The following is a 14,209-nucleotide window of genomic DNA, read 5'->3' on the forward strand; positions in this document are numbered from 1 at the left end:
CGGAAGACGGTTTGTCCGCGCAATCATCTCTTCCGTCTGCCGGCGCAGACCGCCTTCGGCGGTTGCATGAGCCCATCGGCGCGAGGTCTCCATGGCCCTTCTCGACATCACGGCACAGGCAGGGCCGGGCGCGCGCCTGATGGCGCTGCTGAACAATGCCCGCTTCCGCTCGGTGCTGTATCAGGCGCTGACGCTCGGCTGCGTGGTCCTGCTGTTCTGGTACCTCGTCAGCAACACGATCGAGAACATGTCGCAGCGCGACATGTCGGCGGGGTTCGATTTCCTCGGCGTGTCCGCGGGCTTCGGCATCGGCTTCACGCTGATCCCCTACCGCGAGGGCGACACCTATCTGCGCGTCTTCATGGTCGGCATCGCCAACACCCTGCTGGTGGCGGTGGTCGCGATCGTGCTGTCGACCCTGCTCGGCCTCGTCGTGGGGCTGGCGCGCCTCTCCAGCAACTGGGTCATCCGCAACGTCGCGCGCTGGTACATCGAGATCCTCCGCAACACGCCGCTGCTGCTGCAGATCATCGCCTGGTATTTCGGCGTCTTCACGCTGCTGCCGCGACCGCGCGACAGCGTCGGCTGGCTCGATGCCGTGTTCCTCAACAATCGCGGGCTCTACATTCCGGCGCCGCTGGTCGACAGCGGCTTCACAGTTGCTCTCGTCGCGCTGCTTCTGGGGATTGCCGGTGCCTTTGCCTGGACGCGCTTCGCCCGCCGCGAGCGCGAGCAGGCCGGCCGGATCAGGCCCGTCATCGCTCCGGTCCTGGCGCTGCTGGTCGTGCCGCCCCTGCTGGCGGCGTTGGTCGCCGGGGCGCCCCTGGCCTGGGACATGCCGCAGCTGCGCGGGTTCAACTTCGTCGGCGGCATCAACATCCCGCCCTCCTTCTGCGCGCTGATCATCGCGCTCTCGATCTACACCTCCTGCTTCATCGGCGAGAATGTCCGCTCCGGCGTGCAGTCGGTCAGCCGCGGGCAGACGGAAGCGGCCAGGGCGCTCGGCGTGCCGCCCGGCCGCACCATGCGCTCGATCATCCTGCCGCAGGCATTGCGGGTGATCATTCCGCCGCTGATCAGCCAGTATCTCAACATCACCAAGAACTCGTCGCTGGCCATCGCGATCGGCTTCCCCGATCTGGTCAGCGTCTGGATGAACACCTCGCTGAACCAGTCCGGCCGCGCCATCCCGATCGTGGCGATGACGATGGGCTTCTATTGTCTGGTCAGCCTGGCGGTCTCGCTGGCGATGAACCGCTACAACCGCGCCATCCTGATCCGGGAGCGCTGAGCGATGGCCAACACCTCGAGCTCTATGGCCGCCTCGTCCGGCCTGCCGCCCGCCGAGATCTTCAAGCCCAAGCCGGCCCGGGCCGCACCCGCCAGCACGCTCGGCATCCAGGGCTGGATCCGCCAGAACATGTTTTCGAGCATTCCCAGCGCCGTGGTCACGCTGCTGGGGCTCTGGATCGTCTATGCCTTCCTCGATGCGATCCTCACCTGGGCGGTCGGCAATGCCGTCTGGGAGGCCTCCAACCGGCGCGAATGCCTGGACCAGGTCGGTCGCTCCGGTGCCTGCTGGCCAGGCGTCGTCGCCTGGATTCCCAATCTGATCTACGGCCTCTATCCCAAGGACCAGGTCTGGCGGATCAATCTCGCCGCGCTGGTCCTCCTGGTGTGGGCGGTGCCGCTCTGGCTGCCGCGCGTCCGCTCGAAGGTCCAGATCGGCCTGTCGCTGGTGCTCCTGTTTCCCTTGCTGGCGTCCTATCTCTTCCTCGGCGGCGAGAAGGGGGCGATCTGGAGCGCCCTGATCGCGCTCGGGCTCGCCGCCTTCCTCTGGGCGCTGCTGACGACGGCGACCGAGATGACGACCGGGCTGAGCTTCACCCGTTTCGTGGTCGGCGCCCTCGGCGCGACCGGCCGCAGCGAGGAGGCGAGCCGCCGCATCGGCTTCGCCGCGCTGCTTCTCGTCTACGCGGTCGCCCTCGTCGCGGTGCACGCCATGGCGTTGTCGCTCGTCCAGACCCGCCTCTGGGGTGGGCTCTTCCTGACGACGGTGATCTCGGGGATCGGCATCGCCTTCTCGCTGCCGGCGGGAATCGTCCTGGCGCTGGCGCGGCGCTCGCGGATGCCGCTGATCAGCCTGCTGGCCACGGCCTTCATCGAGCTGTTCCGGTCGGTACCGCTGATCACCATCCTGTTCATGTTCAACACGATGCTGCCGCTGTTCCTGCCCGTCGGCGTCGAGGTCAACCAGCTGCTGCGCGCCATCGTCGCCGTCTGCCTGTTCGCGGCGGCCTATATGGCCGAGGTCGTCCGCGGCGGCCTGCAGGCGATTCCCCGCGGCCAATACGAGGCGGCCTCGGCGATGGGGCTGGGCTTCTGGCAGGCGACCGGCTTGGTAATCATGCCGCAGGCGCTGAAGATCATGATCCCGACCATCGTCGGCAACTTCATCGGCCTGTTCAAGGATACCACGCTGGTCTCGATCATCGGCCTGTTCGATCTGCTCAGCATGGCGCGCGCGGTCGGCGAGGACACGCGCTGGCTCGGGCTGTTTCTGGAGCCCTTCTTCTTCGTGACGATGATCTATTTCATCGCGTGTTTCGGCATGTCGCAATACAGCCTCAACCTCGAACAGCGCCTCTCGGCGGGAGAGCGCCGATGAGCGAGGCCGTTGCCGGAGCGCCGCCGATCGAACTGATCGGGCTGAACAAATGGTTCGGCGCCTTCCATGTCCTCAAGGATATCGACCTGCGCGTGCAGGAGGGCGAGCGCATCGTCGTGTGCGGGCCGTCGGGCTCGGGCAAATCGACGATGATCCGCTGCATCAACCAGCTCGAGAGCCATCAGGAGGGGACGATCCGCATCCATGGCCGCAGCTACGGCCGGGATGTGCGCGAGAACGACGCCATCCGGCGCGAGATCGGTATGGTCTTCCAGTCCTTCAACCTGTTCCCGCACCTGACCGTGCTGGAGAACTGCACCTTCGCGCTGACCTGGGTGCGACACATGCCAAAGCAGGAGGCCGAGGACCTCGCCATGTCCTTCCTCGCCCGCGTGCGCATCCCCGAACAGGCGGACAAATATCCGCTGCAGCTCTCCGGCGGCCAGCAGCAGCGCGTCGCCATCGCCCGGGCGCTCTGCGCGCGCCCGCGCATCATGCTGTTCGACGAGCCGACCTCCTCGCTGGATCCCGAGATGATCAACGAGGTGCTCGACACGATGGTGGAACTGGCCGAGAGCGGCATGACCATGGTCGTGGTGACCCATGAGATGGGCTTCGCCCGCAAGGTCGCCGACCGGGTGATCTTCATGGACCAGGGCGAGATCGTCGAGGAGGCGCCGCCCGAGACCTTCTTCGGCGCGCCGCGCTACGACAGGACGCGGCTGTTCCTCAGCCAGGTGCTCTGACGCCTGAACGAGGTCGCGGCAACGCTGCCACGGATAGAACAATGCCGCCGATGCGCAGGGCGCATCGGCGGCAGGATGGCTGGTCAAGGCTTCAGGGCGGGCCGTGCGAGGCCGGGCCGAAGCGCTCCTCAGTAGCGGTCGTAACGGCGATAGCCATAGCCCGGACGCGGCCCATAACCGGGCCGGGGGCCGTAGCCGGGCCTGGGGCCATAGCCTCGGCCGTAGACGGGGCCGCGCCCATAGCCACCGCCGCCATGACGCTGCGGCCGCGCCGCTTCCTGCATCATGTAGAGCCGGCGCCGCTTGGCGGCGGTCATGCTGTAGTCGGCCTCCTGGAGGTCGAGGCGCAGGGCCGTCTCGGTGGGCAGCGCCTCCGTGGCGGAAGCGGGCGTGAGCGTTCCGATCCCGGCCAGAGCAAGGGCGCCGATGATGCCGGCGAGGAACGAGGACCGTGTCATGAAAATTCCTTTCGCGCCGCGCCTGCGCGGCTGAAGATCAACCGCGAGCCCGACGAATCGTTCCCGCTCCACGACATTGCGGGTGATCGCCGTCATCGGCAACGCCGGCCGGTGTGGGCACGCCCGATCCGGCCGGCGGGCCGGCGAGCCGTTTCAGCCGCGCGCGGCGTCCATGAAGCGCCGGCAGAGATCGAGATCCCAGCGCAGCACGTCGGAAGCCGCGGCGTCCTTGCGCATCAGGGCCGTCGAGACGATCACGCCGTCGGCGGCGGTCAGCGCCTCGCCGACATTGCCGGTCGTCACGCTGCCGCCGAGCAGGATCGGCCGCTTGATGCCCGTCTCGCGGGCGCGGCGGATGCGGGACAGCGAATCCGCCCAGTCCGCTCCGGTCAGGATCAGCCCGTCGGCGCCGGTCTTCTGCGCCCATTCGGCGGCGAATTCCGGAGTCTCGGACGACATCGGCACGGCGGTGCGGTCATGCACGTCGGCGAGGATCGCGATGTCGTCGCGGCCCAGCGCGTTGCGGAAGGCGAGCGCCTGCGCGCCCATGCCGGTGCGCGGCCCCTGCGCCGTCATCGCGGCCCCGACGAAGACCTTGAGCCGCACGAAATCGGCCCCCGCCGCATGGGCGATCGAGAGCGAGGCGACCGGATCATGCGCCTCGACGATGATGCCGAGCCCGATACCGGGCACCTCGGCCCGCAGGAAGCGGGCGAGCGCGGCGGTGATGGCAAGCGAACTCGCCGCCATCGGTCCGGCCTCGCGAGTCTGGTCCTGCAGCTTGATGTAGGGAACGCCGGCCTGCGCGAAGACCCGGGCATTGGTCGCCACGTAATCTTCCAGCCAGGCCATGCTCTTGTCGCGCATCCGGCCGAAATCCGGCAGGTGCAGCGCGGCGATGACGAGGGGGCGGGCGGCGAAGACGCGGAGCGTGGTCAAGGCTGGCTTCCTGGGCGGCGAGGGACGGGTCAGGCGGACAAGGATCAGGCGGACAAGGGTCGGGCCGGCATGGGCGCGCGGGCGAGGGAGGAGGTCAGGCGCGCCAACATTTCGCGGCAGGCGGCGCGGTCGATCGGCAGCGCCCCGTCGGCGCCATGGCGGCTGACGATGAGCGAGGCCGAGACGGCGCCGTAGGCGGCCGCAAGGACGGGATCGCCCGTCTCGACGAGCCCGGCGAGGAAGCCGCCGCAGAAGGAATCGCCCGCGCCCGTTGGGTCGATGGCACGGGTCGGGATCACCGGCACGGCGACCGGCGCGTCGGCCACCTTGTCCCAAACGAGGCAGCCGCGCGGCCCGAGCTTCACCGCCGCCGTGCCGCGGCAGCGCGCTGCGGCGAGCGCCAGCGCCTGCTCGATCGGCGCGCCGGGGACGAGCGCGGCGAGCTCGATCTCGCTCGGCAGGAAGGCATCGACCTGCGCGAGGAAGGGCGAGAGATCGTCGAGGGAGAGTTCCGCCAGCTGCCAGCCGGCATCGAGTGTCACCACCATGCCGCGCCCGTTGAACAGGGGCAGCAGGTCGGCCAGCACCACCGGGCGGCTCGGCGCGCAATGGGCCCCGCGGGCGCGCAGATAGTGCTCCGGCACCTGCGCGGCGACCATCGGATGCGTGTCGCGGAACTGCGAATAGGAGAGCTCGCCGCCGTCGCCGCGCCGCCGCAGATGCGCCTGCCAGTCATCGACCTGCTGCAGCGTCAGCCGGTCGGTCGGGAAACCGGCCTGCGCCAGCTCCTCGGGGCGGCTGGTCAGCCGCTCGCTGCGGTGGCCCTCGTCGTCGTAGATGAACCAGTTGCCGCTCTCGAGCGCGACATCGACCATGACGACGCCATCGAGCGCGACGCCGTTGTCGCGAAGTCGCGCCAGCGTCTCGCGCGGATAGCTCGCCACGGCGACGCTGACGAGGCCGACATGCTCGCGCCAGCACAGGGCGCCGACGCTGGAATAGGCGCCGTTGCCGCCGACCCGCGCCAGCGCGACCGTCCCGTCGGCCGAGATCACATGATCGACCGTCAGCCCGCCCGCGGTGACGAGCTCCGGCGTCACGCAGCGAGGCCGCCGAGCCGCGGGGCGCCGAGGCCGAGCGCGTCGCGCGCCTTGGTCACGTGGTAGCCGAACAGATGCAGCGGCACGCTGTAGACCAGCGGCGCCAGCTCGATCCGCACCGGCGGCAGATGCCAGACATGGGCGCAATAGGGGCCGAAATCGGTCTCGCCCTCCGGCACCAGGGCGATGGTGTGCCCCTCGACGCCCTTGCCGACGATGGCGGTCTCCAGCGCGCGCTGCCGGCTCGCCTGGTCGGGCGCGATCAGGAAGAGAGGGTCGCCGGCCTTCTGCGTGCGGTAATGGTGGTATTCCTCCAGCGGGAAGGCGATGGCGTGGATCGGCGCCAGCTCCTTCAGCTTGGCTGCACCGAAGGCGGCGGGCGCCAGATGCGGGCCCGCGCCGGCCAGCAGCATCATATCGCTGCGCGCGAGCTCCACGCCCAGCGCCTTCGCCTTGTCGTAGAAGCCGGTTGCGACGGCATCCATCACGGCCGGCAGCGCCGCGAGATCGGCCGCCAGGCCGGGGGCCTTGGCCTCGCCGAGGCCCTTCGCCTTGGCGATCGCCAGTGCGAGCGCAATCAGCAGGGCCATGGCGGCGGTGCTGGATTGCGTCGGCCAGCCGCCGCGCGTGGCCTGGATCAGCAGGGCGGACGGAAACTCCCGCATCATCGCCGAGGTCGCGGTGTTGGTCAGCGCGACGGCATAGCCGCCCTGCGCGATCGTGGCCTTCAGGCTCGCGCTCACCGGCGCCGTGTTACCGCTCGAGCTCAGCCCGATCATCAGCGTGCCGTCGTCGACGAGGTCGAGCCCGTACTGCTCGAGGTCGAAGGCCTCATAGGGCTCGCAGGGCACGCCGAGCAGCCGCTCATAGGCCAGCCTGACGCCGATGCCGGCGATCCAGGAATCGCCGCAGCCGGTGATGACGACGCGCCGCAGCGGCTGCGCGGCGATCTCGCTGGCGATGCGCTGGACCGCCTCCGCGGTGGTCGCGAGCGTGCGGCTCATCGCGTCGCCCTGGGCCATCATCTCGGTATGCGTCAGCTCCACGCGCCGGAAGCGCTCCGGATCTCCGGGCGCATCCGACGAGGATTCGCGCTTGAGGGCTTTGAACTGCTGCATGTGGTCGGCCATGCTGGTCCCGTCCTGTCGATCGTCTGGTCGCGGTCCGCTCGTCGGCACCGCAATCTGGACTTTCGATATCCTTCATTTTATCTGGTAACGCAAGTGACATCGAAGCCCGCCATGCCCCAGACGCAAGCCCTGCCCGACCTCGCCCGCGGCCGCACATTGCCGCGCCACGAGCGCATCATCGAACAGCTCGCGAGCAAGGGCGTGGTCGAGGTTGCGGCGCTGGCCGAGGAGCTCGGCGTCTCCGCCGTGACGATCCGCGCCGATCTCGATGCGCTGGAGAAGCGGCAGCTCATCCGCCGCATCCGCGGCGGCGCCATGGCGCTGCGTCCGGCCCGCTTCGAGCGCCCCGTCGATCTGCCGAGCCAGTCCTTCTCCGAGGAGAAGCAGCGCATCGCCGATCATGCCGCCGCTCTCGTCCGTGACGGCGAAACCGTCATTCTCGACGCCGGCACAACCACGCTCGCCATCGCCCATGCCCTGCCGGAGGCGCTCACCGACGTCGTCGTCGTGACCAACGGGCTCGACATCGCCCTGGCGCTGCACGCCCATCCCGGCGTGACCGTCATCGTCACCGGCGGGCGCCTCAAGCGCGGCGGGCGCAATGCCCGCGCGAGCAGCCTGATCTCGCCCTTCGGCACGACGCTGCTGCGCGAGATCAACGCCGATCTCGCCTTTCTCTGCTGCGCCGGCGTCGATGCCGCCCGCGGCTTCACCAACGGCAACTGGGAGGAGGCGGAGGTCAAGAAGGCGATGATGGCCTCGGCCCGCCGTGTCGTCTTCGTCGCCGATCACGGCAAGATCGGCCATGTCGGCAGCGCGCGGATCGCCCCGTTGGGCCAGGCGGATCTGCTGATCACCGACAATGGCGCCGCTGCCGCCGACATCCAGGCGCTCGAGGCGGCGGGGGTTCAGGTCACCATCGCGTGAGCGCTCGAAAAATCGGCGGGGTCTGGCTAAGTTTTATGCTTGCGATTGTTTTCGTTTGTCCGCAAATTGAAAGCGACACCAGCGCCGCCTGCGCTTTTCGCGCGGGCACCGATCCGATGCAGCCAGGCCGGGGAGATCCTCCATGACGACTTTGTCTCGACGCCATTTCCTCGGGGCTGCCGCCGGCAGCGTCGCGATTGCCTCGCCCTCCGTGCTCCGGGCCCAGGCCCGGGAGTTGGTCATGATCGGCTATGGCAGCGCCCAGGACGATCCGCTGAAGCGCGCCGGCGAGATCCTCGCCAAGAAGTATCCTGGCGTCTCGCTGCGCATCATCGGCGGCCTCTCGGCCGAGGCGATCGCGCAGATCAAGGCCTCCCGCGGCGCCTCGCCCTATGATTTCGCCGTGATGGGCTCGCCCGCGATCATCAACGCCGTCGACGAGGGCGTGCTCGAGCCGCTCGATCTCGCCAAGGTGCCCAACGCCAAGAACATCGACCCGCGCTTCCCGCCCTACGCCTATGGCATGGGCGTTCCGATCAGTTATGCCGGCATCGGCATCGCCTACAACAAGCAGATGGTGCCGAACCCGCCCAAGACCTGGGCGGACCTCTGGAAGCCGGAATATGCCGGCAAGATCGGGCTCTCGCGGCCGCAGTCCAATCTCGGCCTCGCCTGCGTCGCCATCGCGGCCGCCGCCTTTGGCCGGCCGGATTCCGACACCGATTTCGGCCTCGCCAAGTGGAAGGAGCTGAAGCCGCTGGTCGGGCGCAATCCCAACCTGCTGCAGCAGATGCTGGAGCGCGGCGAGATCGGTCTCTGCCCGCTCTGGCACGACAACACCGGCATCGCCATCGCCAGCGGCCTGCCGCTCGGCTACGCCAAGGTCACCGGCCCGGGCCCGCTGATCCTGCCGACGATGATCGTCAAGTTCGCCCGCACCGCCCATAACGACCTGATCCACGAATTCGCCGACATCCTGCTCACCAACGAGAGCCAGACCTTCGCCGCCCAGCCGCCCTATTACTTCGGCACCACGGTGAAGGGCATCGTCGCCCCGGCGGGAGCGGCCGCCTTCCTGCCTTCCACGCCGGAGGAGATCGCGTCGATGGTGTCGGTCGACTGGCCGAAGGTCGCGCCCAACCGCGGCAAGATCGTCGAGGCCTTCGACCGGATGTTCGCCGGGTGACCACCGCGGCTGCGCCCATCCCGGCGACCGGGACGGCGGAAGCCGCCCCGGTCGTGGCGATCCGCGATGCGGTCAAGCGCTTCGCGGGCCTCACCGTGCTCGACCGCTGCTCGCTCGTCGCGCAGGAAGGCGAGATCCTGACGTTGCTGGGCTCGTCGGGCTGCGGCAAGACCACGCTGCTGCGCTGCATCGCCGGCTTCCTGACGCCCGACGAGGGCGAGATCCTGATCGACGGCCGGGATACGATCCCCGTCCCGGTCAACCGCCGGTCCGTCGGCGTTGTCTTCCAGAGCTATGCGCTCTTTCCCCATCTCACCGTGGCTAAGAATGTCGGCTATGGCCTGCGCATGCGTGGCGTCCCCGCGGCCGAGATTGGCCGTCGCGTTGCCCAGGCGCTGCAGACGGTCTCGCTGACCGGCTTCGAGGAGCGCTACCCGGCCCAGCTCTCGGGCGGGCAGCAGCAGCGCGTCGCGATTGCCCGCGTGCTGGTGCTGGAGCCGCGCGTGCTCCTGCTCGACGAGCCCTTCAATGCGCTCGATGCCAAGCTGCGCGGCACCATGCAGATGGAGATGCGCCAGCTGATCAAGCGCCTCGGCATCACCGCGATCTTCGTCACGCACGACCAGGAAGAGGCGCTGACCATGTCGGACCGCATCGCCGTGATGCGCGCCGGCCGGATCGAGCAGCTGGACACGCCGGAGGCGGTGTTCGACCGCCCCGCCAGCGCCTATGTCGCCGATTTCGTCGGCGCCTCGAATTTCTGGAACGGCCTGGCGAGCCAGGGCCGGGTCGTGCTGCCGGACGGACAGAGCGTTCCCACCGCGCTCGACGGCGAGGTCCGCGTCATGCTGCGCCCCCACAACGTCCTGATCGAGCCGGCCGGCGCGGACCAGGCGGGCTGGCGCGGGAGCGTCCGCTTCCGCCGCCATGTCGGCGCGCTGATGGAGTACGAGGTCGAGCTCTCAGACGGGGCCTCGCTCCGGGTCGTGGCGCTGCGCGACGAGACCCTGGCCCGCATCGACGTCGGCGACCGCGTGGCCCTGCGCCTGCGCGATCCCGCCGCCTGCATCGCCTTTCCGCGCGCATGACCCGCCGGCCCCTCCTGCTGCGGCTGGTCGACGAGCTCCTTTCGGGGCGCGGAATCTGGCCGGCCGTGCCGGCCATCGTCGTCCTCGTCGTGGTCGCCGTTATTCCCTTCGGCGTCCTGCTCTCGCTCGGCTTTTCGGACATCGTGGTGTCGCGCGGTGTCATCGTCTCGCAGGAATTGTCGCTGCGTCATCTCACGACCGCTCTCGCCGACCCGCTCTACCACACCACCTTCCGGCGCTCCCTGACGCTGGCGCTGACCACGACCTTCTTCTGCAGCCTGCTCGGCTTCCCCGTTGCCTATCTCTTCCTGATCGGCGGCCCCTGGGTGCGCCGCATCATCCTCGTGCTGACGATCGCGCCGATCCTGACCAGCGGCATCGTCCGGACCTATGCCTGGATCGTCATCCTCGGCGGCCGCGGCGTGGTGAATGCGACGCTGATGGAGTTCGGGCTGATCTCGCAGCCCCTGCGCATCATCAACACGCATTGGGCGGTACTGATCGGCATGGTCCAGATCCATCTGCCGATCATGATCCTGCCGCTGATCGCGGTGATGAGCCGGCATGATTCCAGGCTCGAGGAGGCGTCCGCCAATCTCGGCGCGAGCCGGCTTGCGACGCTGCGGACGATCATCCTGCCGCTGAGCGTGCCAGGCCTCGGCACCGGCGCCGCGCTCGTGTTTACCCTGAGCTACACCACCTTCGTGGTGCCGCAGCTCCTAGGTGGAGGCAACTATCTCAACGCCGCGACGATGGTCTACGAACAGGTCGTCTACTCGCTCGAATGGAGCAAGGGCGCGGTGACCGCGATGATCCTGATGGCGACCTGCCTCGCCGTCCTGCTGGTCTTCGCCTGGCTGACGCATATCGGGACGCGCTGGACACGGGTGGCGCAGCGATGAAGCGGATCGACCGCGCCGAACTCCTCGACCGGCTGGGCATCGGCTTCATCATCGCGCTCGCGGTGCTGGCGCTGGCCCTGCTGCTGCTGCCGGCGGTCATCGTCGTGATGATGTCCTTCGACACGCGCGGCTATATCAGCTTCCCGCCCGTGGGCTTCACGCTCGACTGGTACGTCAAGGTCTTCAACCAGCCCGTGCTGGTGAATGCGATGTGGACCAGCATCAAGGTCGGGCTCTACGTCACTGCGCTCTGCATTCTGCTCGGCGTGCCGACCGCGCTGGCCTGCGCGCGGGGCGATTTCCGCGGCGCCACCGCGCTCTCGGTCTTCGTGCTGGTGCCACATATGGTGCCGGGCATCGTGCTCGGCGTCGCCGTGCTGTTCTCGGGCGCGCTGCTCGGCATCGGCCCCTCGATCTGGCTGCAGTCGGTCTCGCTCTCGGTCTATGTCATGGCCGTGATGGTGCGCACCGTGATGGCCCGCCTCCAGCGGCTCGATCCGCTGCTGGAACAGGCGTCGGCCAATCTCGGTGCCAGCCGCTGGCAGACCTTCCGAACCATCACCCTGCCGCTGCTGCTGCCCGCGATCCTGGCGGGTGCCGTGTTCACCTTCATCGAGGGCGTCGACAATCTTTCGGTGACGATCTTCACCCATGGCTATCGCGACCGGCCGCTGCCGATCGAGCTGCTCGCCATCGTCCAGAACAGCAACTCGCCGCTGGTCGCCGCCGTCTCCAGCGTGCAGATCATGCTGGCGATGCTCGCCTTGCTCGCGATCTCGCTGACGATCGGCCTCGACCGCGTCAACGAGTAATCGGTCTTAACGCTTTGATCGCGCCGAGGCGCCCGCTGCGGCGCCCGGCCGCGACCAAACGCGCTTGACGACGAGCCCGCCCATGGGCGTTGTGGGCGGGTGATGGGTGCTGCAGAGCGATGACCTTGCAGGTGAGCAAGTGCGGGAACGGGACGGGCCTTGCCCGTTGGCAACGGCCTGAACGCGGCCGAGGTTGAAGGCTGCGCGTTGCGCGCTCCCCACCCTCCGTTCTCCCGCAATCTGTTCGACCAGGGACCCGCCCAGTGCGGGCCAGCCTCATGTCCGCATCCACGATGATTCTCGCCCTGTCCTGCCCCGATCGGCCCGGCATCGTCGCCGCCGTCTCGACGCTTCTCGCCGAAGCCGGCTGCAACATCCGCGACGCCCAGCAATTCGACGATCTCGAAACCGGCCGCTTCTTCATGCGCGTCGTCTTCGACCGACTGCCGGGCGCCGCCTCGCCCGATGTGATCGGGACCCGCATCGACGACCTCGCCTCGCGCTTCGCCATGGCCGTCTCGCTGCGCGATGCGGCCGAGCGCAAGCGCGTGCTGCTGCTGGTCTCGAAATTCGACCATTGCCTGGCCGACCTGATCTATCGCTGGCGCATCGGCGAACTGCCGATGGACATCACCGCGGTGGTCTCGAACCATGCGCGCGAGCACATCGCCTCGACCGATCTCGGCGATCTGCCCTTCCATCACCTGCCGGTCGACCGGGCCAACAAGGCGGAGCAGGAAGCGGCGATCTGGCGGCTGGTCGAGGAGACGCGCAGCGACCTGGTCGTGCTCGCCCGCTACATGCAGATCCTGTCGGATGCCTTCTCCGCCCAACTGGCCGGCCGCTGCATCAACATCCACCACTCCTTCCTGCCGGGCTTCAAGGGGGCCAAGCCCTATCACCAGGCGCATGAGCGCGGCGTTAAGCTGATCGGCGCCACCGCCCATTACGTCACCTCCGATCTCGACGAGGGCCCGATCATCGAGCAGGACGTCGAGCGCATCTCGCATCGCGACATGCCCGACGATCTCGTCCGCAAGGGGCGCGACATCGAGCGGCGCGTGCTCGCCCGCGCCGTGCGCTATCATCTGGAGGATCGCGTCCTGCTCAACGGCCGCAAGACCGTCATCTTCACGGACTGAGGCGAAGCCCGGTCAGCGGCGGAAGATCTGGCGGATCGAGCCTTCCATCAGGAAGGCGATGCCCAGCCGCGCACCGACCATCATGCCGAAGATCGCCAGCGGCCAGGACAGCGCCATCATCGAGCCGGCCGTGATGCCCTGTCCGATCGTGCAGCCGCCGGCGAGGATGCCGCCCCCGCCCATCATCACCGCGCCGACCAGATGGCGGCGCATTTCATGGTGGTCGTCGAAGGCCTCCCAGCGCAGTTCGCGGTCGACCAGCGCCGACAGGAACGCGCCGAGCACGACGCCAAGGACCGAGCCGATGCCGAAATCCAGCAGGCCGTCGGGCGTCGTCAGGACGGCATAGAGTGCGCGTCCGACGGGCGAGACGAAGGTCAGGCTCTGGGGGCGGGTGTGAAGCGAGAACGCATCGACGGCCACCCCCGTCGCCCACCATCCGGCGACGACACCGAGGCCCAGCGTCAGGCCCGCCAGCAGCAGGCGCGGCGAGCGGCGCAGTCGCCTGTCGAGGGCGACGGCGAGGATGAGCAGGCTGGCTGCGGTGACGACGATCGCCAGTCGCCAATCGCCGAAGTCCAGCCAGGCCAGCAGCGAGGGCAGGTCTCCCCGGGCGGCGCCGGGCACGGGCAGGGCGATCGCCTCCAGCCGGTCGATGCGCAGTGGCGCCAGGATGCCGCGCAGGGTCGCATAGGCCGTGGCACCGAAGACCATCATCACGATGAGGCTGCGCAGGTCGCCGGTGCCGAGCCGGATCAGCGAGCCGAAGCCGCAGGTGCCCACCAGCGCCATTCCGAGGCCAAACAGCGTCGATCCGAGCAGGATCGCAAGCCAGGGAAGGGCGGTGGGAACATAGTTCGTCAGCGCCGGATCGAGCGCCCCGCTCCAGACCATGGCCTGCGTGCCGAGCAGGGCGACGCCCAGCGCCAGCCCGAAGATCCGCAGCCGACGCGTATCGCCGCCGATCCAGACGTCCTCGATCGCACCGAACGAGCACAGCCGCGCCCGCCGCGCGGTGAAGCCGCAGGCCACGCCGATGGCGATGCCGACGAGTGCGACCGACCAGGCGGGCAGCGGCCCCATCGATCAGGGCAGGAGCGGTGGGCGGCGC

The 14,209-nt window shown here is 68.8% G+C and carries 14 protein-coding genes; 9 read left to right on the plus strand and 5 right to left on the minus strand.

The window, feature by feature from the left end; genetic code table 11:
* Positions 1-91 precede the first annotated feature (91 nt).
* The 3 genes from BSY19_RS07185 to BSY19_RS07195 are packed head-to-tail and all read left to right on the plus strand — an operon-like array spanning position 92 to position 3,414.
* Complete coding sequence (locus BSY19_RS07185) at positions 92-1,291, plus strand: amino acid ABC transporter permease (protein WP_083247455.1); 1,200 nt, start codon at positions 92-94, stop codon at positions 1,289-1,291.
* 3 nt (positions 1,292-1,294) lie between these two features.
* Complete coding sequence (locus BSY19_RS07190) at positions 1,295-2,668, plus strand: amino acid ABC transporter permease (protein ID WP_069053554.1); 1,374 nt, start codon at positions 1,295-1,297, stop codon at positions 2,666-2,668.
* A complete protein-coding gene (locus BSY19_RS07195) occupies positions 2,665-3,414 on the plus strand; it encodes an amino acid ABC transporter ATP-binding protein (RefSeq protein ID WP_069053555.1) in 750 nt (249 codons plus the stop codon). The genes BSY19_RS07190 and BSY19_RS07195 overlap by 4 nt, the downstream gene beginning before the upstream one ends.
* 128 nt (positions 3,415-3,542) lie before the next feature.
* Here BSY19_RS07195 and BSY19_RS07200 read toward each other — a convergent pair whose 3' ends face one another.
* The 4 genes from BSY19_RS07200 to BSY19_RS07215 form a co-directional block, all read right to left on the minus strand.
* Entirely contained in the window at positions 3,543-3,872 is a 330-nt protein-coding gene (locus BSY19_RS07200) for a hypothetical protein (RefSeq protein ID WP_150129524.1), read from the minus strand.
* Positions 3,873-4,025: 153 nt separating this feature from the next.
* Positions 4,026-4,811: a BtpA/SgcQ family protein gene (locus BSY19_RS07205; protein ID WP_069053557.1), complete on the minus strand. Its 786-nt coding sequence runs from the start codon at positions 4,809-4,811 to the stop codon at positions 4,026-4,028.
* A gap of 44 nt (positions 4,812-4,855) precedes the next feature.
* Positions 4,856-5,911, minus strand: a complete 1,056-nt coding sequence (locus BSY19_RS07210; protein ID WP_069053558.1) for a carbohydrate kinase family protein — start codon at positions 5,909-5,911, stop codon at positions 4,856-4,858.
* Positions 5,908-7,041 (minus strand): SIS domain-containing protein, encoded by a 1,134-nt coding sequence (locus BSY19_RS07215; RefSeq protein ID WP_083247456.1) that lies wholly within the window; start codon positions 7,039-7,041, stop codon positions 5,908-5,910. Before BSY19_RS07215 ends, BSY19_RS07210 begins: the two co-directional genes overlap by 4 nt.
* Before the next feature lie 111 nt (positions 7,042-7,152).
* On the opposite strand from BSY19_RS07215, the gene BSY19_RS07220 reads away from it, so the two are divergent.
* The 6 genes from BSY19_RS07220 to purU all read left to right on the plus strand — a co-directional run bounded on the left by BSY19_RS07220 (position 7,153) and on the right by purU (position 13,098).
* The gene (locus tag BSY19_RS07220) at positions 7,153-7,968 is read left to right on the plus strand and encodes a DeoR/GlpR family DNA-binding transcription regulator (protein WP_069053559.1); all 816 of its coding nucleotides are present in this window, start codon (positions 7,153-7,155) and stop codon (positions 7,966-7,968) included.
* 142 nt (positions 7,969-8,110) lie between these two features.
* Complete coding sequence (locus tag BSY19_RS07225) at positions 8,111-9,154, plus strand: ABC transporter substrate-binding protein (RefSeq protein ID WP_069053560.1); 1,044 nt, start codon at positions 8,111-8,113, stop codon at positions 9,152-9,154.
* Entirely contained in the window at positions 9,151-10,242 is a 1,092-nt protein-coding gene (locus BSY19_RS07230) for an ABC transporter ATP-binding protein (protein ID WP_210184409.1), read from the plus strand. The genes BSY19_RS07225 and BSY19_RS07230 overlap by 4 nt, the downstream gene beginning before the upstream one ends.
* A complete protein-coding gene (locus BSY19_RS07235; RefSeq protein WP_069053561.1) occupies positions 10,239-11,144 on the plus strand; it encodes an ABC transporter permease in 906 nt (301 codons plus the stop codon). Before BSY19_RS07230 ends, BSY19_RS07235 begins: the two co-directional genes overlap by 4 nt.
* Entirely contained in the window at positions 11,141-11,956 is an 816-nt protein-coding gene (locus tag BSY19_RS07240) for an ABC transporter permease (RefSeq protein ID WP_069053562.1), read from the plus strand. Before BSY19_RS07235 ends, BSY19_RS07240 begins: the two co-directional genes overlap by 4 nt.
* 278 nt (positions 11,957-12,234) lie before the next feature.
* Complete coding sequence (gene purU / locus BSY19_RS07245) at positions 12,235-13,098, plus strand: formyltetrahydrofolate deformylase (RefSeq protein ID WP_069053563.1); 864 nt, start codon at positions 12,235-12,237, stop codon at positions 13,096-13,098.
* Between the two features lie 12 nt (positions 13,099-13,110).
* Here the strand turns inward: purU and BSY19_RS07250 are convergent, their stop codons facing one another.
* A complete protein-coding gene (locus BSY19_RS07250) occupies positions 13,111-14,181 on the minus strand; it encodes a YeeE/YedE family protein (protein ID WP_069053564.1) in 1,071 nt (356 codons plus the stop codon).
* Positions 14,182-14,209: the final 28 nt, after the last annotated feature.

Source organism: Bosea sp. RAC05 (genome assembly GCF_001713455.1).
Classification (GTDB): domain Bacteria; phylum Pseudomonadota; class Alphaproteobacteria; order Rhizobiales; family Beijerinckiaceae; genus Allobosea.

Bases quoted from the DNA above. Each gene is read 5' to 3' on its own strand.
- BSY19_RS07185 (WP_083247455.1), top strand. From the start codon at position 92: ATGGCCCTTCTCGACATCACGGCACAGGCAGGGCCGGGCGCGCGCCTG.
- BSY19_RS07190 (WP_069053554.1), top strand. From the start codon at position 1,295: ATGGCCAACACCTCGAGCTCTATGGCCGCCTCGTCCGGCCTGCCGCCC.
- BSY19_RS07195 (WP_069053555.1), top strand. From the start codon at position 2,665: ATGAGCGAGGCCGTTGCCGGAGCGCCGCCGATCGAACTGATCGGGCTG.
- BSY19_RS07200 (WP_150129524.1), bottom strand. From the start codon at position 3,872: ATGACACGGTCCTCGTTCCTCGCCGGCATCATCGGCGCCCTTGCTCTG.
- BSY19_RS07215 (WP_083247456.1), bottom strand. From the start codon at position 7,041: ATGGCCGACCACATGCAGCAGTTCAAAGCCCTCAAGCGCGAATCCTCG.
- BSY19_RS07220 (WP_069053559.1), top strand. From the start codon at position 7,153: ATGCCCCAGACGCAAGCCCTGCCCGACCTCGCCCGCGGCCGCACATTG.
- BSY19_RS07225 (WP_069053560.1), top strand. From the start codon at position 8,111: ATGACGACTTTGTCTCGACGCCATTTCCTCGGGGCTGCCGCCGGCAGC.
- BSY19_RS07235 (WP_069053561.1), top strand. From the start codon at position 10,239: ATGACCCGCCGGCCCCTCCTGCTGCGGCTGGTCGACGAGCTCCTTTCG.
- BSY19_RS07240 (WP_069053562.1), top strand. From the start codon at position 11,141: ATGAAGCGGATCGACCGCGCCGAACTCCTCGACCGGCTGGGCATCGGC.
- purU (WP_069053563.1), top strand. From the start codon at position 12,235: ATGTCCGCATCCACGATGATTCTCGCCCTGTCCTGCCCCGATCGGCCC.
- BSY19_RS07250 (WP_069053564.1), bottom strand. From the start codon at position 14,181: ATGGGGCCGCTGCCCGCCTGGTCGGTCGCACTCGTCGGCATCGCCATC.